The following is an 18,875-nucleotide window of genomic DNA, read 5'->3' on the forward strand; positions in this document are numbered from 1 at the left end:
TCCGCTCCGCCTCCGGTCCGAAGACCGGCGGCGGGAGTGTGGGCGGCGTTCGACAAGAAGAAGGGAAAACGACAATGAGGCATCACCCGAAAACCTCCCGAGTCCTGCTGTCCGCCGGCGCCGCGCTGGGCCTGCCGGCAGCCCAGGCCGCCGACGCTGGTTTCATCGAGGGCGCCAGCGCCACCTTGCAGGCGCGCACCTATTACTTCAGCCGCGACTTCTCCGACATCGTCGGCCCCAACCGGCAGTCGAAGATGGAGGAGTGGGCCCAGGGCTTCATCCTCAACGTCAGGTCCGGCTACACGCCGGGGCCGGTCGGCTTCGGCGTGGACGCCATCGGCCTGCTCGGCCTCAAGCTCGACAGCAGCCCGGGCCGCGCCAATACCGGCCTGTTGCCGATGCAGGACGACGGCGAGGCGGCCGACGACTACAGCCGCCTGGGTGTCGCCCTGAAGGCCAGGTTCTCGCAGACCGAATTGAAGGTCGGCGAGTTGCAGCCCAACCTGCCTGTGCTGGCCTTCAGCGACAACCGACTGCTGCCGCCGAGCTACCAGGGCGCCAGCCTGACCTCCAGCGAGATCGCCGGGCTGACCTTGCAGGGCGGCCACTTGAAATCCACCAGCATCCGCAACGAGGCCGGCGACGACAGGATGCAGGCCATGCTCGGCGCCGTGCCGCTGCGCCAGGCCAGCAGCGATGCCTTCAACTACGCCGGCGCCGACTACGCCTTCAACGACAAGCGCACTTCCGTCGGTCTCTGGTACGGCCAACTGGAAGACATCTACGCGCAGCGCTTCGGCGGCCTGAAGCACAGCGAGCCGCTGGGCGACTGGGTGCTCGGCGCCAACCTCGGCTACTACGACGCCAACGAGGACGGCCAGCGCCTGATCGGCGACGTCGACAACCGCGCCTTCTTCGCGCTGCTGTCGGCCCGGCATGGCGGCCACACCTTCTACGTCGGCTACCAGGGCATGTATGGCGACCACGGCTTCCCGAGGGTATTCCCCAACGTCAGCCCGCTGGGCAACGAAGTGCCGACCTTCCAGTTCGCCTCGGCCGACGAGCGCTCCTGGCAGGTGCGCTACGACTACGACTTCGCCGCCCTCGGCATCCCCGGCCTGACCACCACGCTGCGCTACCTGCGCGGCGACAACGTCGACACCGGCAAGGGCTTCGAAGGCAAGGACTGGGAGCGTGACCTGGACATCGCCTACGTGGTGCAGAGCGGCCCGCTCGCCGGGCTCGGCGTACGCGTGCGCAACGCGGTGGCGCGCTCCAACTACGTCTCCGACATCGATGAGAACCGACTGATCCTCAGCTACACCTGGGCGCTGTTCTGAGCCGGGCGCGGGCTTCCCGCCGGCTCTGCGGCGGGATGTCTCGCGCCAGGTGAAGACGGCTTGCGTGACGTCAGCCGGCTGCCCCTCGAGGTCGGCAAAGGTTGGCGCCCAACAACAGCAACAAGGGAATCGCCATGAACAGCAAGACACTGCACGTCAACGACATCATCGACAGCAGCCCGCTTTCCGCCCTGCAGATCAGGGTATTGCTGCTGTGTTTCCTGGTGGTGGTGCTCGATGGTTTCGACACCGCCGCCATCGGCTACATCGCCCCGGAACTGATCAGGGAGTGGGGCATCGAACGCAGCCAGTTGGCCCCGGCCTTCGCCGCCGGGCTGTTCGGCATGCTGGTGGGCAGCGTCGGCTTCGGCCCGGTGGCCGACCGCCACGGCCGCAAGCTGGTGCTGCTCATCAGCCTGCTGATCGTCGCCCTGGGCACCCTGGCCTGCGCGCTGGCGCCGAACATCGAGGTGCTCACGGCGCTGCGCTTCTTCACCGGCCTCGGCCTGGGCGGCGTGCTGCCCAACGCCATCACCCTGAGCTCGGAATACTCGCCGAAGCGCCGGCGCATGCTGCTGGTGACCCTGAGCTACTCTGGCTTCACCCTGGGCCTGGCCCTCGGTGGCTGGGTCGCCGCTCTGCTGCTGCCGCTGGTGGGTTGGAAGGGGCTGTTGCTGTGCGGCGGTATCGCGCCCCTGGTGCTGTTGCCGATCCTCTGCCTGGTGTTGCCGGAATCCATCTGCTTCATGGCCGACAAGCCCGCCCATGCCCGGCGCCTGCGCGACATCCTGGGACGCATCAGCGGCCGCCGGGATCTGGAGGGTGTCGTCCTGACCGGCGACGTGCCGCAGCAAGCCCTGCGCTCGCCGGCCTCGACGCTGTTCAGCGAGGGCAGGGCGCTGCGTACCCTGATGCTCTGGCTGACCTTCTTCTGCTGCCTGTTCGTCTTCTACCTGCTGACCAGTTGGCTGCCGACCATCCTGCGCGACAGCGGCTACGCCCTGGGCCAGACCGCGCGGATCGCCGCGATGCTGCCGTTCGGCGGAGTGGTCGGTGGCATCGCCATGGCCATGCTGATGGACCGTGTCGGCGCCAGCCGGGTGCTCCCGCCGCTGTGCCTGTGCGCCGCCGTGGCCCTGGCGCTGACCGGCACCCAACTGGACAACGGCATGGCGCTGCTGCTGATGGTCTTCGCCGTGGGCTTCACCCTGACCGGTGCGCTGAACAACCTGAGCATCCTGGCCGCCACCTTCTACCCGACCCACGCCCGCGCCACCGGCGTGGCCTGGGCCCTGAGCGCCGGACGCGCCGGCTCGATCATCGGCTCGATGCTGGGCGCCGTGCTGTTCGCGGCGGCGGGGGGATTGCAGGTGTTCTTCCTGTGGATCGCGGTGCCGGTGCTGGTGGCCAGCCTGGCGCTGTTCGCCATGTCGATACGCCGACCCGCCGCGAGCCAGTTGCAGCCCCAGGAGTGAATCGACCCTCGATGTGAAAGCGGCTGGGCGAGGCAAAGGCGGATGACGCAGGGCGTTATCCGCCTTTTTTAGTTGTAGAGCAGGGCTTCGCATAGGGTGTTCTGCAGGGAGGAATAGGTAATGGGTGTCGGGAGACATGGGTGACACCCGGGGCATATCTTGCAGGGGGACACATCGCCCCTCACCCCAGCCCTCTCCCGAAGGGAGAGGGAGTCAAACTGAGTTGCCGGTGGGTACAGTGCACAACCCCCACGCCGAAACAGCTCTCTCTCCCAGAGGGAGAGGGAGTCAAATCGAGTTGCCGGTGAGCTCGGTGCACAATTCCCACGCCGAAACAGCCCTCTCTCTCAGGGGAGAGAGGCACCCCGAGCTGCCGGTGAGCATGGTGCACAATCCCAACGCCGAACAACGCCCTCTCCCTCCGGGAGAGGGTTGGGGTGAGGGGCCGGACTGCGGAACAGGTACGCGCTTCGAGATGATCTTCACTAGCTGGCACCCAACGGATATGCCAGAGGCACGAGAAACCCGCAAACACAAAAAAGCCCGCTCCGTAAGGGGCGGGCCTGGTCCCGAGGGAAGCGGACCTCAGCTATTGCTCTCGGTGAACTTCTCGAAATACAGGTGGGCGTGGTCGAGTGCCTGTTCCTGTAGCCAGACCCTCACCGATTCGACCATCGGCGGTGGGCCGCACAGGTACATGTCGAAAGGCGCCTCGCGCAGCGCGGCGGCGTCGAAGTGCTCGGTCACGTAGCCGCGCTTGCCGTCCCAGCCACTGGTGTCGTCGCTGATCACCGGGGTGAAGCGGAAGCCGGGGATGCGTTCGGCATAGCCGGCGATGCGTTCCAGCTCGCAGAGGTCGGTCGCCTGGCGCACGCCGTAGTAGAGGTGCACCGGCTGGCCGCAGCCGCCGTTGTCGGCGATCTCGTCGAGCATGCCGAGGAAGGCCGACAGGCCGGTCCCGCCGGCCACCAGCACCAGCGTTTTCTCGACATGGCGCAGGTAGAAGGCGCCCAGCGGAGCCTCGAAGCGGATCTCGTCGCCGACCTTGCAGCGCTCGCGGATGTAGTTGCTCATCACCCCGTCCGGCAGCAGGCGGATGAGGAACTGCAACTTGTTCTGCGGGTTGGGCCGGTTGGCGAACGAGTAGGAGCGCCGGGCATCGGTGCCGGGCACTTGCAGGCGGGCGTACTGGCCTGGCAGGAAGTCCAGTTGCTGGCCGTCGATGCCGGCGTCCAGGTGGAGGATCGCGGTGGTCGGCGAGACCTGCTCGACGTGGCTGACCACGCCGCGTTCCTGCACCGGCTCGGCGGCGCTGCACAGGGACGAGTCGAAGTCGAAGTAGAACGACGCGTCGGACTGCACGCGAGTCTGGCAGGTGAGGATCTTGCGCTGCTCCAGGTCCTGGGCGGACAGGGCTTCCTCGTCCACGTAGTCCATCGCGTAGCGGCCGGATTCGCAGCGGCCCATGCAGGTGCCGCAGACGCCTTCGCGGCAGTCCAGGGGGATCTTGATGCCGTTGCGCAGCGCGGCGTCGAGCAGGATTTCGTTGCCCTGCACGGGGAAGAACAGCGTCTTGCCATCGGCAAAACTGAAGGCGACCTTGTGGTTCATGGTGCGTACGTCCGGGCGGTTACAGGTGATAGAAATCCAGCACCGAGTTGATGGTGTCGTTGAGCAGCAGAACGTGCTTGCGGGTAATCTTCCAGCTCTCGCCCTCGGCCCGCAGGTGGTAGGTGGCGTGGCCGAAGAACTGCTCGGCGCTGCCCAGGCGGTGGTAGAGGGTGTGCCAGTTGGCCCGCACCTCCAGTTCGCCGCCCGCCCGCTCGGCGATGCGCACGTTGTCGATCTGGTGCAGGGTGCGCGGCATCGGGATGGTCGAGGCGGCCTTGCCGGTGCGGATGCGGAACACGCGGTCTTCCAGTCCCGAGCGGTTGGCATAGTAGATCAGCGACATGCCGCGCTTGGGGTCGGTGGTGTAGGTGTGCTCGGAGTCCCACTGCGGCAGGTGGAATTCGCAATTCTCGTCGAACAGGTCGAGGTAGGCGTCCCAGTCCTGGGCGTCGCACAGCTCGGCCTTGCGGTAGAGGAACTGTTCGATGCGGTATTGCAGTTGCGGATTCATGCCTGCACCTCCTGCGGTTTCAGGGCCTTGCGCTCCAGGCCTTCGAGCAGGAAGCGCTGCCAGTTGGCGTGCTGGTTCACGTACAGGCCTTCATGGGTGATCTCGATGCCGGTCATCACCGGGGCGATGCCGAGGGTCTGGCTGTTCGGCGTGGCGCCGGTGACCCAGCGCTGGTAGCCGCGCGAAATGTCGCTCCAGCGCTCCAGGCGGCCCTGGAAGCCACGCTGCTGTTCGCGGAATTCCACCAGGTCGTCCGGGGTGCCCATGCCGGAGACGTTGAAGAAGTCCTCGAACTGGCGGATGCGGTTCTCGCGGTCCTGGTCCGACTCGCCCTTGACACCGATGCACTGGCTGACGATCTCGGTCTTGTTCCAGGCCACCGGGCGCACGATGCGCAGTTGCGAGCTGATCTGGTCCATGAAGAACAGGCTGGGGTAGATGTTCAGGTTGCGCAGGCGATGCATCATCCACTCGGCCTTCGCCTGGCCGTGCTCGTCCACCAGGCGCGGCATGACGCTGGCGTAGCCGGGGCGCACGCTCGGGTTGGGCATGTCGCTGAACAGCACGCTGTGGCCGTTGTGGAAGGAGAACCAGCCGTCGTCGGTCTGCGCGTCGCCGGCGCCGAGCTTGCTGTAGTCCAGGGTGCCGCTGGCGGCGCCTTTCTCGGCGTTGACCTGCTGGCGGTGCTGCACGGTGGCCACGTAGTTGTAGTGCACGGTGCTGACGTGATAGCCGTCCAGGCCGTTCTCGTTCTGCAGCTTCCAGTTGCCGTCGTAGCTGTAGGTGGACTTGCCGGGCAGCACTTCCAGTTCGCCGGTGGGCGACTGGGCGACCATCATGTCGAAGAACACCCTGGCGTCGCCGAGGAACTCCTCCAGGCTGTCGGTCGCGCTGACGTCCAGGCTGATGAAGACGAAGCCCTTGTAGCTCTCGATGCGCGCCTTCTTCAGGCCACGGGTGGCCTTGTCGAAACCTTCCGGGTACTCGCCCGGCGCCTTGACCTTCACCAGGCGGCCGTCGCTCTTGTAGCACCAGGCGTGGAACGGGCAGGTGAAGGTGGACTGGTTGCCCTTGCCAACGCGGGTCAGGGTGGCGCCACGGTGCTGGCAGGCGTTGACCAGGGCGTGCAACTGGCCGTTGCCGTCGCGGGTGATGATCATCGGCTGGCGGCCGGCGCGCATGGTCATGAAGTCGTTCGGGTTGGGGATCTCGCTCTCATGGCAGGCATAGATCCACTGTTTCTCGAAGATCAGCTCCATCTCCAGGTCGAAGAGTTCCGGCTCGGTGAACATGTCCCGGGCGATGCGGTACACACCTTCCTGCGGACGGAAGTCCAGGCAACCGCTGACGTACTCTTTCCACTGATCGAGGCTTTTCGTTGTTCTGTTCATGAGCTTGTACCTTCCACATCGGGGCGAATCGGTAGGCTCATTTAATGGAGCGGCGCGTATCGTGGTCTATCCGCTTAGTTGGCGAAGGCAGTCCGTAAATTTGCCGGATGCATCCGCTGTTGGAGAGGTAACAGGGCTGTGTAGAAAGCGCCCAGTGGCGAGGCACGGCCGCACGCTTTCGGGGCCGCGCGCCCTCGGCGGATGGCCGGGGGAGGGCGGGGAGAAGACCCGTTTATCCGGAAAATCTACGAAGGCTATCCAGATAGTTCGGGATTGAAGGCATCATTCCCGGCCCGGTATGGATCTTGCCCCATCACTTGCAAAGCGCCACCAGAGCGCCCCGAACGAGCCTTGCCGAGTGCCGCCCGATGAAGACGAAATCGATCGTTCCCTTTCGCGATATCCACGCCGATCACTCCGATCTGCGCGGGGCCTGCTCCTGGATGTCCAACATCTGTGGGCCCCACCAGCTCGACGCCGGCCGGCCGAGCCTCATCCAGTTCCGCCATAGCGGCAACGTCCTCAAGTCGATGTCCACCGTGCTGGGCTGCATCGAGTACGGCACCGACGTGACCGTCGGGGTGGTCGATACCGACAGCTTCAATAGCTACAGCCTCAGCCTCCCGCTATGCGGCGAGCAGGAGTTGCGCGTGGCCGGGACGCGGCTGCGTTCCGACCGCGACCGTGGTGTGATCGTCTCGCCCAACGAGGTCCAGTCGCTGGACATCGCCGGCGACTGCCGCAAGTTGCAGGTGGTGATCAGCCGCGAGGCGATGCGCAGGACGCTCGAGGACATGCTGCAGCGCGCGGTGGACAAGCCCTTGCGCTTCGTGCCCGAGATGGACGCGGTGAACGGCGCCGCCGCGTCCTGGTGGCGCACGGTGCGGCATTTCATCGATGAAATGGAGCGCAGCGAACTGTACGGCGAGCTGTTCTTCAGCCGTGACCTGGAGCGGACCCTGATCAAGGGGCTGATCCTCGCCCAGCCGAACAACTATTCCGAGGAGTTGCGCCAGAGCCTCGGGGTCAAGCTGCCCCATTACCTGGTGCGGGCCAAGGAATACATCCACGCCAACGCCCGCGAAGCACTGTGCCTGGAAGACATCGAGCAGGCCGCCGGGGTGTCGCGCTTCAAGCTGTTCGACGGTTTCAGGAAGTACTTCGTCATGTCGCCCATGGCCTACCTGAAGAGCTACCGCCTGGCGGCGGTTCGCCAGGAAATTCTCGAGGACCGCGCGGCCCGCAACATCTCCGAGATCGCCATGGGCTGGGGCTTCACCCATCTCGGCCGCTTCGCCAGCGAGTATCGCAAGTTGTTCGACGAAACGCCGAGTGCGACCTTGCAGCGCCTCGAAGCGCGCCGCAACCGGGCGTCCTGATCGGCCTCCTGGGAAAGAAGCCTTCGTGGGAGCGGCCTCGGCGCTCCCGTTCCTGCCGCGGATCGCGATCCGACCCGGGCCTGCCCACCCATCCGGCGCCTGGAAACGGGGGACATTGCTGGCTATCCGAGCGCCAGCGGGAATGGCGCTCAGCCGCCCAGGCAGTTGCCCATCGCGCGGTAGTCGAGCCGCTGGGTGTCGCCGTGGCTGTCGACGTAGATCATGGTCGCGGGGACCACATCGCAGGTATCCGGCTTCGGCGTCACGGAGATGACTTTCTGGATATCCAGTTCCATTCCGTACTCGTACTGGGTGACCGGAAGTTCACTGGCGGGGTCGCTGGATTCGCCGCTCGCCGCCATGGCGGCGGACGAAGCGAGCAGTGCGATGGATAGGCAGGCCAGTTTGTTGATCATTTTCCCGTTCCTCTTTGGTGATATCTGGAGTGGAATTTTATTCCCCCATATTCAGCAATAAAGAGGTGCTTGGGTTATTCACCATTGCTTGGTTCGTAATAATCCGGGCTGGACATACGGTCACTGATCGTGTCCTTTTTCCCCAGCCTTCAGTAAAGGTCGTTCGCGGCGTTACTGCACGTTCCACGGCACCTGCTCCGGGACCTGCCGGTAACGAGTCATTACTGATCGCCTATTAATGTTCGATAAACGCACGGATAGTCGATTATCGGATTGTTTGCCCTGTTCCCGCTCATTAAGGTTGGTCCAACGGCGCCCGCGCGCCCCGGACAACAACACGAGAACCACCATGGCTGAACTCCTGACTCTCCGCGAAGCCGTCGAACGCTTCATCCACGACGGCGACACCGTCGCCCTCGAGGGCTTCACCCATCTGATTCCCACCGCGGCCTCCCACGAGCTGATCCGCCAGGGCAAGAAAGACCTGACCCTGGTGCGCATGACTCCCGACCTGGTCTACGACCTGCTGATCGGCGCCGGCTGCGCGAAGAAGCTGATCTTCTCCTGGGGCGGCAACCCCGGCGTCGGTTCGCTGCACCGACTGCGCGACGCGGTGGAGAAGGAGTGGCCGCACGGCCTGGAAATCGAAGAGCACAGCCACGCCGACCTGGCCAACGCCTACGTGGCCGGCGCCTCCGGCCTGCCGTTCGCAGTGCTGCGCGCCTACGCCGGCTCGGACCTGCCGAAGGTCAACCCGCTGATCAAGTCCGTCGAATGCCCGTTCACCGGCGAGAAGCTTGCCGCCGTGCCTTCGGTGCGCCCGGACGTCACCGTGATCCACGCGCAGAAGGCCGACCGCAAGGGCAACGTGCTGCTGTGGGGCATCCTCGGCGTGCAGAAGGAAGCCGCGCTGGCGGCCAAGCGCTGCATCGTCACCGTCGAGGAAATCGTCGACGACCTGAACGCGCCGATGAACGCCTGCGTACTGCCGACCTGGGCCCTGTCCGCCGTCTGCCACGTGCCCGGTGGCGCCCATCCGTCCTACGCCCACGGCTACTACGAGCGCGACAACCGCTTCTACCAGGCCTGGGACCCGATCGCCCGCGACCGCGAGACCTTCACCGCCTGGATCGATGAATACATCCGTGGCACCGCCGACTTCGCCGCATTCCAGAAAAAAATCGCGGAGGCCAGATAATGAGCGCCTACTCCACCAATGAAATGATGACCGTGGCCGCCGCCCGCCGCCTGAACAACGGCGCGGTCTGCTTCGTCGGCATCGGCCTGCCGTCCAAGGCCGCCAACCTGGCGCGCCTGACCTCGTCCCCGGACGTGGTGCTGATCTACGAATCGGGCCCCATCGGCGCCAAGCCCAGCGTGCTGCCGCTGTCCATCGGCGACGGCGAACTGGCCGAGACCGCCGACACCGTGGTGCCCACCGGCGAGATCTTCCGCTACTGGCTGCAGGGCGGGCGCATCGACGTCGGCTTCCTCGGCGCCGCCCAGGTCGACAAGTTCGGCAACATCAACACCACCGTGATCGGCGACTACCACAAGCCGAAAGTGCGCCTGCCCGGCGCCGGCGGCGCGCCGGAGATCGCCGGTTCCGCCAAGGAAGTGCTGATCATCCTCAAGCAGTCGCACCGCACCTTCGTCGACAAGCTGGCCTTCATCACCTCGGTCGGCCACGGCGAGGGCGGCGACCACCGCCAGCAGCTCGGTCTGCCCGGCAAGGGCCCGGTGGCGATCATTACCGACCTGTGCATCATGGAGCCGGAAGCCGGCACCCACGAATTCGTCGTCACTTCGCTGCATCCGGGCGTGACCCGCGAGCAGGTGATCGAGAACACCGGCTGGGCGATCCGCTTCGCCGACCAGGTGGCCGAGACCGTGGCGCCGACCGAGGTCGAACTTTCCGCCCTGCGCGCCCTGGAAGAGCGCACCGCCGCCGCCCACGGCCAGAAAGGGGGTGACGAATGAGCCGCGATGTCTATATCTGCGATGCCGTGCGCACACCCATCGGCCGCTTCGGCGGCGGCCTGGCGCCGGTGCGCGCCGACGACCTGGCGGCCGTGCCGATCAAGGCGCTGATCGAGCGCAACCCGCAAGTCCAGTGGGATGCCCTGGACGAGGTGTTCTACGGCTGCGCCAACCAGGCCGGCGAAGACAACCGCAACGTCGCACGCATGGCCCTGCTGCTCGCCGGCCTGCCGGAAACGGTGCCCGGCGTGACCCTCAACCGTTTGTGCGCCTCCGGCCTGGACGCGGTAGGCACCGCCTTCCGCGCCATCGCCAGTGGCGAGATGGAGCTGGCCATCGCCGGCGGCGTGGAATCGATGTCCCGCGCGCCCTTCGTCATGGGCAAGGCCGACAGCGCTTACTCGCGCAACATGAAGATCGAGGACACCACCATCGGCTGGCGCTTCGTCAACCCGCTGATGAAGGCCCAGTACGGCGTGGACGCCATGCCGGAGACCGCCGACAACGTGGCCGACGACTACAACATCAGCCGCGCCGACCAGGACGCTTTCTCCCTGCGCAGCCAGCAGCGTGCGGCCGCCGCCCAGGAAGCCGGCTTCTTCGCCGAGGAGATCGTCCCGGTGACGATCAAGGGCAGGAAGGGCGACACCGTGGTCGAGCGCGACGAACACCTGCGCCCGGACACCACCGCCGAAGCCCTGGCCAAGCTCAAGCCGGTCAACGGTGAAGGCAAGACCGTCACCGCCGGCAACGCCTCGGGCGTCAACGACGGCGCGGTGGCGCTGATCCTGGCCTCCGCCGAGGCGGTGAAGAAGCACGGCCTCAAGCCGCGCGCCAAGGTGCTCGGCATGGCCAGCGCCGGCGTTGCCCCGAGGGTCATGGGCATCGGCCCGATCCCGGCGGTGCGCAAGCTGCTGGAGCGGCTGAACCTGTCGGTGACCGACTTCGACGTCATCGAGCTCAACGAAGCCTTCGCCGCCCAGGGCCTGGCGGTGACCCGCGACCTCGGCCTTGCCGACGACGACGCCCGGGTCAATCCCAACGGCGGCGCCATCGCCCTCGGCCACCCGCTGGGCGCCAGCGGCGCGCGCCTGGTGCTGACCGCCGTCCACCACCTGGAAAAGACCGGCGGCAAGCTCGGCCTGGCGACCATGTGCGTGGGCGTGGGGCAGGGGCTGGCGCTGGCGGTGGAGCGGGTCTGAGTGCCTGGCCGTGCTCGCGGGGAACGACGTGGTCCATGCCACCGTCATTCCCGCGAACGCGGGAATCCAATGAAGCCTGAGCTCTACCCGACCCTCGCACAGGGATGACCCGCCGCAGGGATCATCTCCCTCTCCCTCCGGAGCGGGGCGCGCAGCCAGGGTTGGGGTGAGGGCGGCCTGTCCGGGTCGATACCGCTCCCGTTTCCACACGTCATACTGTCCCAACCATTCCTGTCATCTTCCGGAGCCTTGCTTGAACACGCCAAGCAACCAACTCTTCGACATCTACTTCACCCAACCGGCCATGCGCGCGATCTTCTCCGACGCCGGCCGTGTGCAGGGCATGCTCGATTTCGAGGCCGCGCTGGCCCGCGCCGAGGCGCGCGTCGGGCTGATCCCGGCGTCCGCCGTGGCACCCATCGAGGCCGCCTGTAGCGCCGAACGCTACGACTTCGCCGCGCTCGCGCTGGCCATCGCCACGGCCGGCAATTCGGCGATCCCGCTGGTCAAGGCGCTGGGCAGGCAGGTCGCCGCGCAGAGCGCCGAAGCCGAGCGTTACGTCCATCTCGGCGCTACCAGCCAGGACGCCATGGACAGCGGCCTGGTGCTGCAACTGCGCGCCGCCGTCGAACTGCTGGAAAGCGACCTGGCGACCCTGGCCGGGCAACTGGCCGACCAGGCCGAGCGCCATGCCGACGTGCCGCTGGCCGGGCGTACCTGGCTGCAACACGCCACCCCGGTGACCCTGGGCATGAAGATCGCCGGCTGGTTGGGCGCCATCACCCGTCACCGGCAACGGCTTGCCGAACTCAAGCCGCGCCTGCTGATCCTGCAGTTCGGCGGCGCCTCCGGCAGCCTTGCCGCGCTCGGCGAACAGGCCTGGCCGGTGGCCGAGGCACTGGCCGGCGAACTCGGGCTGAACCTGCCGGAGCAGCCCTGGCATACCCAGCGCGACCGCCTGGTGGAGTTCGCCAGCCTGCTGGGGATGATCGCCGGCAGCCTCGGCAAGCTTGGTCGCGACCTCAGCCTGCTGATGCAGACCGAGGCAGGCGAGGTCTTCGAACCCGCCGCGCCGGGCAAGGGCGGCTCCTCGACCATGCCGCACAAGCGCAATCCGGTCGGCGCCGCCGTGCTGATCGGCGCCGCGACCCGCGCGCCGGGACTGGTGGCGACCATGCTCGCCGCCATGCCGCAGGAGCACGAGCGCAGCCTGGGACTCTGGCACGCCGAATGGGAAACCCTGCCGGAGCTCTGCTGCCTGGTGTCCGGTGCCTTGCAACAGGCACTGCTGCTGGTGCCGGGGCTGGAGGTGGACGCCGAGCGGATGCGCGCCAACCTCGACCTGACCCGTGGCCTAGTGCTCGCCGAGGCGGTGAGCATCGCCCTGGCCCAGCGCATCGGCCGCGACGCCGCCCACCATCTGGTCGAGCAGTGCTGCAAGCAGGCGGTGAAGGAGGGCGTTCACCTGCGCGCCGTGCTCGGCGCCAATGCCGAGGCCGCCGCCGAACTGTCCGCCGTCGAGCTCGATCGCCTGCTCGACCCCGCCCATTACCTGGGCCAGGCGCGCCGCTGGGTCGCGCGCGCGCTGGCCGAACATCACGCACTTTCGCGTTAGGAGATTCGCATGCCTGCCGTAAAACTCGCCGATGGCGAACTGAACTACCGGGTCGATGGCCGGGAAGACGCGCCGGTACTGGTGCTGTCCAACTCCCTGGGCACCGACCTGTACATGTGGGACGAGCAGATCCCGGCCTTCGCCGAGCATTTCTGCGTACTGCGCTACGACACCCGTGGCCATGGTGCTTCGTTGGTCAGCCCCGGCCCCTACAGCATCGACCAGCTCGGTCGCGACGTGCTGGCCCTGCTGGATGCCCTGGACATCGAGAAGGCGCATTTCTGCGGGCTGTCCATGGGCGGCCTGATCGGCCAGTGGCTGGGCATCCATGCCGGCGCGCGGCTGGGCAGGCTGGTGCTGTGCAACACCGCCGCGAAGATCGGCAGCCCGGAGGTCTGGAACCCGCGCATCGAAACCGTGCTGGCCGGCGGCGCCCAGGCCATGCGCGACCTGCGCGACGCGTCCATCTCGCGCTGGTTCACCGCCGGGTTCGCCGCCGCCCAGCCGGCCAAGGTCGAGCCCATCGTCGGCATGCTCGCGCAGACTTCGCCCGAAGGCTACGCGGCGAGCTGCGGGGCGGTACGTGATGCCGATTTCCGCGAACAGCTCGGCGCCATCGAGGCGCCGACCCTGATCGTCTGCGGCGACTCCGACCCGGTGACCACCACCGAGCATGGCCGCTTCATGCAGGCGCACATTCGCGGCGCCGAGCTGGCCGAGTTCCACGCCGCGCACCTGTCCAACGTCGAGGCCGGCGAACTGTTCACCCGCCGCGTGCTGGACTTCCTGACCGCCTGATCTTCCTTGTGGGAGCCAGCTTGCTGGCGATCCGCCAAGGCATCGCCAGCAAGCTGGCTCCTACAGCCGTACCTTGGAGTTGAAAATGGACGAGAAACAACGCTACGAAGCCGGCATGCAGGTGCGCCGCGCGGTGCTCGGCGATGCCCATGTCGATCGCAGCCTGGCGAAGCTCACGCCGTTCAACGAAGAATTCCAGGAAATGATCACCCGTCATGCCTGGGGCGACATCTGGACCCGTCCGGGCCTGCCTCGCCATACCCGCAGCCTGATCACCATCGCCATGCTCATCGGCATGAACCGCGAAGGCGAGCTGAAGCTGCACCTGCGCGCGGCGAAGAACAACGGCGTGACCCGCGACGAGATCAAGGAAGTGCTGATGCAGAGCGCGATCTATTGCGGCATCCCGGCGGCTAACGCCACCTTCCACCTCGCCGAGGAAGTGTGGGACGAGCTGGGCGTCGAGTCGTTGCAGCAGGAAGCCTGAGCGCTTGTAGGGTGCGCCGCGCGTATCGGAGAGACCGGCAGCGCGGGCTTCCCGGTGCGCACGGCGCACCCTACGAAAGCGGTATCGATTATTCGTATTCCGTGGCACCGGCGATATGCCGGCCGGCGACGTAGCCGAAGGTCAGCGCCGGGCCGAGGTTGATGCCGCCGGACGGATACCAGCCGCCCATCACACTGGCCATGTCGGTGCCGGCCGCGTAGAGGCCGGGGATCGGCTGGCCGTCGCCATCGAGCACGCGGGCGTGGCCGTCGGTCTTCAGGCCGGCGAAGGTGCCGAAGCAACCGGGCTGGACCTTCACCGCATAGAACGGGCCGTGCTCGATGGGCGCGACGCAGGGGTTCGGTCCCTTGTGCAGAGGGTCGCCGGCCTTGCGGTTGAACGGCATGGAGCCGCGCCCGAACGCGGGGTCTTCGCCCTTGCGCGCATGCAGGTTGAACTTGGCCACGGTATTGGCCAGCCCCACCGGATCGATACCGCAGGTGATGGCCAGTTGCTCGATGGTCCGGCCGCGCTTCAGGTAGCCGTTGCGCACGTGCGGCCATACCGGCAGCGGCGCCGGCCGGGCGAAACCGAGGCCGTAGCGGCGCTGGAAATGGTGGTCGCAGATCAGCCAGGAGCAGACCTCCTGGCCTTCCGGCACCGCCTCGATCATCGCCGAGACATAGTCGTAGTAACCATGGGCCTCGTTGACGAAGCGCTTGCCGTTGGCCAGCACGCCGATGATCCCCGGCTTGCCTCGCTCGATGATGTGCGGGAAATGGCCGAAGCTGCCGTCGCGGTAGGGCACCCTGGACACCGGCGCCCAGGCCACCGGCGACTTCAGGTCGGTAGCCACCTGTCCGCCGGCCGATTCGCCCAGGCGCAGGCCGTCGCCGGAACAGGCCAGCGGCGGCAGGGCCAGGTTGTCGTGGCCGCTCGCATCGCGTGGGAACAGTCGCTTGCGTCGCTCGAAATCGTTGGGGAAGCCGCCGGCGGCCAGCACCACCGCCTTGGCGCGAATGTTCAGCTCGCCGTGGGCTGTGCCGACCACCGCGCCGCGCACCTGGCCGTCCTCGACGATCAGCCGCTTGGCCGGCGCCGACTCCATCAGGCGCACGCCCAGGTCCTCGGCGGACCTGGCCAGCCGCGCCACCAAGGCCACGCCGTTGACCAGATGCATGGCGCGGCCGTAGCGGGCCAGGTGGTAGAGGTGGGTGAGAAAGCGCTTGGCGACATACAGGAACGCGCGCGGCGAGCGGGTCATGGCCAGGAAGGCGGCGAGGTCGGCGCCGGCCATGATCGGCATGCCCATGAACGACGTCTCGCGCATGGTCTTGCGCAGGCGTGGCAGCAGGCCGCCGACCTCGCGGGCGTCGTAGGGCGCGGCGATCACCTGATGGCCGCCGGTGGCCGCGCCAGGGGTGTCGCCGTGCATGTCGGGAATGGCGTTGCCGTCGGCGAATTGCAGGGCAGTGTGCTTCTCGAAGAAGGCCACCATGTTCGGAGCGTTCTCCAGGAAGGCGTCGACCCGCCCGGCATCGTAGTTCGCGCCCAGTTCGTTGCGCAGGTAGGTGCGTGGTTGCTCGATGTCCTCGACGATACCGGCCCGCCGCGCCAGCGGATTGCGCGGCACCCAGGCCCAGCCTCCGGACCAGGCGGTGGCGCCGCCGAACACCGGCTCCTTTTCCACCAGCATGACATTCTGGCCATGCCAGGCGGCGGTGACGGCCGCGGCCAGGCCGGCGGCGCCGGAGCCGATCACCAGCACATCGCATTCGGCCTTGTGGGATTCGACGGACATCGGGTTGTTTCCTCGGGCAGTGGTGCTATTCGTGATTTGTGGAACTTGGTTCCATATTTTATGTGTGTGTCTGGTTCGGCCCAAGGCATGGGAGCGTGAAGCGGTCGGTAACCGCACGGGAGAATGGTTTGTTTGTGGGGGGGAGGGGGGATGTCTGGGCGGTGTCATCGATTCCGCCCCTCACCCCAACCCTGGCTACGCGCCCCGCTCCGAAGGGAGAGGGGCGGAATGGTGTGACGGGAAAGCACGGAGCTCGATGGCACGCACGGACTCCCCTCTTCCTTCGGGAGAGGGGCCGGGGGTGAGGGACGGAAGTGTCGCTGCAAGACGTGGCCTGACTGGAACCAGGACTACCCGCCATTGATGCCCTCCAGTCCTTATCTATTCGATCACTACGTTCCTCAACCCCTTCTGCGAACATGCTTCCCCGTCATTCCCGCGAACGCGGGAACCCAGAAAAGACAGCCCTTCCCATATAAAGAAGCCCGCCGTATCAGGGCGGGCAAGGGGCATCGAGCGAGCGCGAAACGGTTACAGCAACGAGAACGGATAGCTGATGATCAGGCGGTTCTCGTCGAAGCTGTTGGTGTTGCCCCAGTCGCGGCGCATGGTCGAGTTGCGCCATTTGACGTTGAGGTTCTTGAGGCTGCCGCTCTGGACCGTGTAGGCCAGTTCGGATTCGCGGCCCCATTCCTTGCCGTCGTCGGTGACGCTGACGATGTGCGCGTTGTCGCCGCTGATGTAGCGGGTCATCAGGGTCAGGCCGGGGATCCCCCAGCCGACGAAGTTGTAGTCGTAGCGCAGTTGCCAGGAGCGCTCCTTGGCGTTTTCGAAGCTGGAGTTGTAGCTGTCGTTGGCCAGGGTGCCTCCGCTGGCGCCGTTGACGCGCATCCAGGCGCTGTCGCCATCGACCTTCTGCAGGCCGAGATAGAAGGTCTGGTTGCCGAGCCGGGCGGAGAACAGCCCCGACCAGGTCTTGTTGTCCAGCGCGCCGGCCTTGGCGCTGCCGTCGTCGTCGCCGAGGAAGTAGCCGAGGTTGGCGCCCAGGGTCCAGATGCCGACCGGCTGGTTGTGCACCAGGTTGAAGTAGCGCTGGTTGTAGATGTCCTCGAGCTGGGCGTACCAGGCGCCGACCAGGGTGCGGTTGTCGTTGAAGGCATATTCCGCGCCGCCGAAGTTGAAGCGGTCCGAGGTGGCGCCGGACTTGTCGCCGAACAGCGACATGTCGTCCATGCTCGCGTCGTTGCGCGGGCTGTTGGCGCGGAACTGGCCGGCGTAGAGGGTCAGGCCTGCGATTTCCTTCGAGGTGACCTGGCCGCCACGGAAGGTCTGCGGCAGCGAGCGGCCATCGTCCGAGCGCAGGATCGGCAGCACCGCCGCCCATTCGCCGACCTTCAGCTCGGTGTTGGAAATCTTCGATTTCAGCGCCACGCCGAGCCGGCCGAAATCGTCGGCGGGGCGGCCGTCGTCGTGCACCGGCAGCAACTGGGTGCCACGGGTGCCGCGACCGCCGTCGAGCTTGGCCGACCACAGGCCGAGCACGTCCACGCCGAAGCCGACGGTGCCCTGGGTGAAGCCGGAACGTGCGTCGAGGATGAAGCTCTGCGTCCATTCCTGGGCCTTGCCCTGGCCGCTCTCGTCGACGTAGTTGCGGTGGAAGTAGAAGTTGCGCAGGTTCAGGCCGGCCTTGGCGTCTTCGACGAAACCGCCATCGGCCGACGCGGGCAGGGCGATGGCGGCGATCGCCATGGCAAGGCTGGCGGACAGGAAACGAGGGGCGAACAGCGATGCGGGCTGAAGCATTTCGGTGGACCTTTTTATATTTATTCGTCGAGGGTGGTAGCCGAAGCGGGACTGCGGGCAGCGGGACCGATCGCTTCGTGGCGTGGCTCGATAGTGCGAGCTGGCGGGTGGCGCTTCAATCCGATAATCGACGTATTGTGCGAATATCGAACGGTAATTAACTGGTTAGAACATTTTATCCGAACGGCATCCAGGCTGGCAGGGGCGCCGTGTTTCCTGCCTGCCGCGATGTCTTTAGAATCCGCCGAAACTCCAACAGGGACCCACTACCCATGGCCGGTAGCCAGATCGAACGAGCCTTCAGCCTTCTGGAAAGGCTTGCCTGCGAGCCGCGCGGGCTGCCGATGCAGAGCCTCGCCGATGACCTGCGGATTCCCAAGAGCGCCACCCACCGCATGCTCGCGGAACTGATCCGCCTCGGTTACGTGCGGCAGAACCCGGAGAACAGCCGCTACCAACTGTCCACCAGGCTGGTCGCCGTGGGCTTCCGCTATCTCTCCAGCAGCGGCGCCGATGTCGTCCAGCCGATCCTCGACCGCCTGGCCGGGGAGAGCGGCGAACTGGTGCGCCTCGGGGTGATCGACGGCGACCGCCAGACCTGGATCGCCAAGTCCCAGGGCGCTCGCTCCGGGCTGCGCTACGACCCCGACATGGGCCGCGATGCGCCGCTGTTCTACACCGCTTCCGGGCATGCCTGGCTGTCCAGCATGAGCGATGCCGAGGCCCTGGCGCTGGTCGAGCGGCAAGGAATCGCCGACCCGGCGCAGTTCGGCCCCAATGCACCGCGCGACAACATCGAACTGCTCGAACGCCTGCGCTTGGCCCGTGAGCATGGCTACGCCTGGGTGGTGGAAAGCTCGGCGCTGGGCATGTCGGCGCTGGCGGCGGTGGTACGCCACCCGCTCGACGGCCGCGTTATCGGCGTGCTGAGCATCGCCGGCCCCACCGCGCGCCTGCCCGAGGCGCGCATCCACGAACTGGCGCCGATACTGCTGGCCGCCGCCGCCGAGCTCTCGGCCGCCAGCCCGGCGTCGGAGCTGTTCGCATGACTGGGCAGTTTGCTGGA

Annotated in this window: 16 protein-coding genes; 10 read left to right on the forward strand and 6 right to left on the reverse strand. The window is 66.7% G+C overall.

Features of this window, described 5'->3' with window-relative positions; all coding sequences use genetic code 11:
* The first annotated feature begins 74 nt into the window (after positions 1-74).
* On the forward strand, positions 75-1,340 hold the full coding sequence (locus PSEWESI4_RS20850; protein ID WP_187673147.1) for an OprD family porin: 1,266 nt from the start codon (positions 75-77) through the stop codon (positions 1,338-1,340).
* A 134-nt stretch (positions 1,341-1,474) separates the two neighbouring features.
* Positions 1,475-2,815, forward strand: a complete 1,341-nt coding sequence (locus PSEWESI4_RS20855; RefSeq protein ID WP_187673148.1) for an MFS transporter — start codon at positions 1,475-1,477, stop codon at positions 2,813-2,815.
* Positions 2,816-3,400: 585 nt separating this feature from the next.
* Here the strand turns inward: PSEWESI4_RS20855 and antC are convergent.
* Genes antC through antA form a run of 3 tightly spaced genes read right to left on the reverse strand, consistent with a single transcriptional unit; the run spans position 3,401 to position 6,328 of the window.
* Positions 3,401-4,426 (reverse strand): anthranilate 1,2-dioxygenase electron transfer component AntC, encoded by a 1,026-nt coding sequence (gene antC / locus PSEWESI4_RS20860; protein WP_187673149.1) that lies wholly within the window; start codon positions 4,424-4,426, stop codon positions 3,401-3,403.
* 19 nt (positions 4,427-4,445) lie between these two features.
* Complete coding sequence (antB, locus tag PSEWESI4_RS20865; RefSeq protein ID WP_187673150.1) at positions 4,446-4,937, reverse strand: anthranilate 1,2-dioxygenase small subunit; 492 nt, start codon at positions 4,935-4,937, stop codon at positions 4,446-4,448.
* On the reverse strand, positions 4,934-6,328 hold the full coding sequence (gene antA, locus PSEWESI4_RS20870) for an anthranilate 1,2-dioxygenase large subunit (protein ID WP_187673151.1): 1,395 nt from the start codon (positions 6,326-6,328) through the stop codon (positions 4,934-4,936). The genes antB and antA overlap by 4 nt, the downstream gene beginning before the upstream one ends.
* 368 nt (positions 6,329-6,696) lie before the next feature.
* On the opposite strand from antA, the gene PSEWESI4_RS20875 reads away from it, so the two are divergent.
* Entirely contained in the window at positions 6,697-7,707 is a 1,011-nt protein-coding gene (locus tag PSEWESI4_RS20875) for an AraC family transcriptional regulator (RefSeq protein ID WP_187673152.1), read from the forward strand.
* Positions 7,708-7,856: 149 nt separating this feature from the next.
* On the opposite strand, the gene PSEWESI4_RS20880 is transcribed toward PSEWESI4_RS20875, so the two are convergent.
* Positions 7,857-8,123, reverse strand: a complete 267-nt coding sequence (locus PSEWESI4_RS20880; protein ID WP_187673153.1) for a DUF2790 domain-containing protein — start codon at positions 8,121-8,123, stop codon at positions 7,857-7,859.
* 349 nt (positions 8,124-8,472) lie between these two features.
* Between PSEWESI4_RS20880 and PSEWESI4_RS20885 the strand changes: the two genes are divergently transcribed.
* The 6 genes from PSEWESI4_RS20885 (at position 8,473) to pcaC (ending at position 14,205) form a co-directional block, all read left to right on the forward strand.
* Positions 8,473-9,321, forward strand: a complete 849-nt coding sequence (locus PSEWESI4_RS20885; RefSeq protein WP_187673154.1) for a CoA transferase subunit A — start codon at positions 8,473-8,475, stop codon at positions 9,319-9,321.
* Positions 9,321-10,103 (forward strand): CoA-transferase subunit beta, encoded by a 783-nt coding sequence (locus PSEWESI4_RS20890; protein ID WP_187673155.1) that lies wholly within the window; start codon positions 9,321-9,323, stop codon positions 10,101-10,103. Before PSEWESI4_RS20885 ends, PSEWESI4_RS20890 begins: the two co-directional genes overlap by 1 nt.
* Positions 10,100-11,305 carry a 3-oxoadipyl-CoA thiolase gene (gene pcaF, locus PSEWESI4_RS20895; protein ID WP_187673156.1) on the forward strand — a complete coding sequence of 402 codons (1,206 nt, stop codon included), beginning with the start codon at positions 10,100-10,102 and terminating at the stop codon, positions 11,303-11,305. Before PSEWESI4_RS20890 ends, pcaF begins: the two co-directional genes overlap by 4 nt.
* A 253-nt stretch (positions 11,306-11,558) precedes the next feature.
* On the forward strand, positions 11,559-12,920 hold the full coding sequence (locus tag PSEWESI4_RS20900; protein ID WP_187673157.1) for a 3-carboxy-cis,cis-muconate cycloisomerase: 1,362 nt from the start codon (positions 11,559-11,561) through the stop codon (positions 12,918-12,920).
* A gap of 9 nt (positions 12,921-12,929) precedes the next feature.
* Positions 12,930-13,718 carry a 3-oxoadipate enol-lactonase gene (gene pcaD, locus PSEWESI4_RS20905; RefSeq protein ID WP_187673158.1) on the forward strand — a complete coding sequence of 263 codons (789 nt, stop codon included), beginning with the start codon at positions 12,930-12,932 and terminating at the stop codon, positions 13,716-13,718.
* Positions 13,719-13,803: 85 nt separating this feature from the next.
* On the forward strand, positions 13,804-14,205 hold the full coding sequence (pcaC, locus tag PSEWESI4_RS20910; protein WP_187673159.1) for a 4-carboxymuconolactone decarboxylase: 402 nt from the start codon (positions 13,804-13,806) through the stop codon (positions 14,203-14,205).
* An 88-nt stretch (positions 14,206-14,293) separates the two neighbouring features.
* On the opposite strand, the gene PSEWESI4_RS20915 is transcribed toward pcaC, so the two are convergent.
* Positions 14,294-16,006 carry an FAD-dependent oxidoreductase gene (locus tag PSEWESI4_RS20915; RefSeq protein WP_187673160.1) on the reverse strand — a complete coding sequence of 571 codons (1,713 nt, stop codon included), beginning with the start codon at positions 16,004-16,006 and terminating at the stop codon, positions 14,294-14,296.
* A gap of 531 nt (positions 16,007-16,537) precedes the next feature.
* Positions 16,538-17,809, reverse strand: a complete 1,272-nt coding sequence (locus tag PSEWESI4_RS20920) for an OprD family porin (RefSeq protein ID WP_187673161.1) — start codon at positions 17,807-17,809, stop codon at positions 16,538-16,540.
* Between the two features lie 272 nt (positions 17,810-18,081).
* Between PSEWESI4_RS20920 and PSEWESI4_RS20925 the strand changes: the two genes are divergently transcribed.
* Positions 18,082-18,858, forward strand: coding sequence for an IclR family transcriptional regulator (locus PSEWESI4_RS20925; protein ID WP_187673162.1), 777 nt, complete (start codon positions 18,082-18,084; stop codon positions 18,856-18,858).
* Positions 18,859-18,875 lie beyond the last annotated feature (17 nt).

The sequence above is a fragment of the Zestomonas carbonaria genome (assembly GCF_904061905.1).
GTDB classification, from domain to species: domain Bacteria; phylum Pseudomonadota; class Gammaproteobacteria; order Pseudomonadales; family Pseudomonadaceae; genus Aquipseudomonas; species Aquipseudomonas carbonaria.

What these genes read in the sequence shown, in the direction of transcription:
- PSEWESI4_RS20850 (WP_187673147.1), top strand. Translation starts at nt 75, where the DNA reads ATGAGGCATCACCCGAAAACCTCCCGAGTCCTGCTGTCCGCCGGCGCC.
- PSEWESI4_RS20855 (WP_187673148.1), top strand. Translation starts at nt 1,475, where the DNA reads ATGAACAGCAAGACACTGCACGTCAACGACATCATCGACAGCAGCCCG.
- antC (WP_187673149.1), bottom strand. Translation starts at nt 4,426, where the DNA reads ATGAACCACAAGGTCGCCTTCAGTTTTGCCGATGGCAAGACGCTGTTC.
- antB (WP_187673150.1), bottom strand. Translation starts at nt 4,937, where the DNA reads ATGAATCCGCAACTGCAATACCGCATCGAACAGTTCCTCTACCGCAAG.
- antA (WP_187673151.1), bottom strand. Translation starts at nt 6,328, where the DNA reads ATGAACAGAACAACGAAAAGCCTCGATCAGTGGAAAGAGTACGTCAGC.
- PSEWESI4_RS20875 (WP_187673152.1), top strand. Translation starts at nt 6,697, where the DNA reads ATGAAGACGAAATCGATCGTTCCCTTTCGCGATATCCACGCCGATCAC.
- PSEWESI4_RS20880 (WP_187673153.1), bottom strand. Translation starts at nt 8,123, where the DNA reads ATGATCAACAAACTGGCCTGCCTATCCATCGCACTGCTCGCTTCGTCC.
- PSEWESI4_RS20885 (WP_187673154.1), top strand. Translation starts at nt 8,473, where the DNA reads ATGGCTGAACTCCTGACTCTCCGCGAAGCCGTCGAACGCTTCATCCAC.
- PSEWESI4_RS20890 (WP_187673155.1), top strand. Translation starts at nt 9,321, where the DNA reads ATGAGCGCCTACTCCACCAATGAAATGATGACCGTGGCCGCCGCCCGC.
- pcaF (WP_187673156.1), top strand. Translation starts at nt 10,100, where the DNA reads ATGAGCCGCGATGTCTATATCTGCGATGCCGTGCGCACACCCATCGGC.
- pcaD (WP_187673158.1), top strand. Translation starts at nt 12,930, where the DNA reads ATGCCTGCCGTAAAACTCGCCGATGGCGAACTGAACTACCGGGTCGAT.
- pcaC (WP_187673159.1), top strand. Translation starts at nt 13,804, where the DNA reads ATGGACGAGAAACAACGCTACGAAGCCGGCATGCAGGTGCGCCGCGCG.
- PSEWESI4_RS20915 (WP_187673160.1), bottom strand. Translation starts at nt 16,006, where the DNA reads ATGTCCGTCGAATCCCACAAGGCCGAATGCGATGTGCTGGTGATCGGC.
- PSEWESI4_RS20920 (WP_187673161.1), bottom strand. Translation starts at nt 17,809, where the DNA reads ATGCTTCAGCCCGCATCGCTGTTCGCCCCTCGTTTCCTGTCCGCCAGC.
- PSEWESI4_RS20925 (WP_187673162.1), top strand. Translation starts at nt 18,082, where the DNA reads ATGGCCGGTAGCCAGATCGAACGAGCCTTCAGCCTTCTGGAAAGGCTT.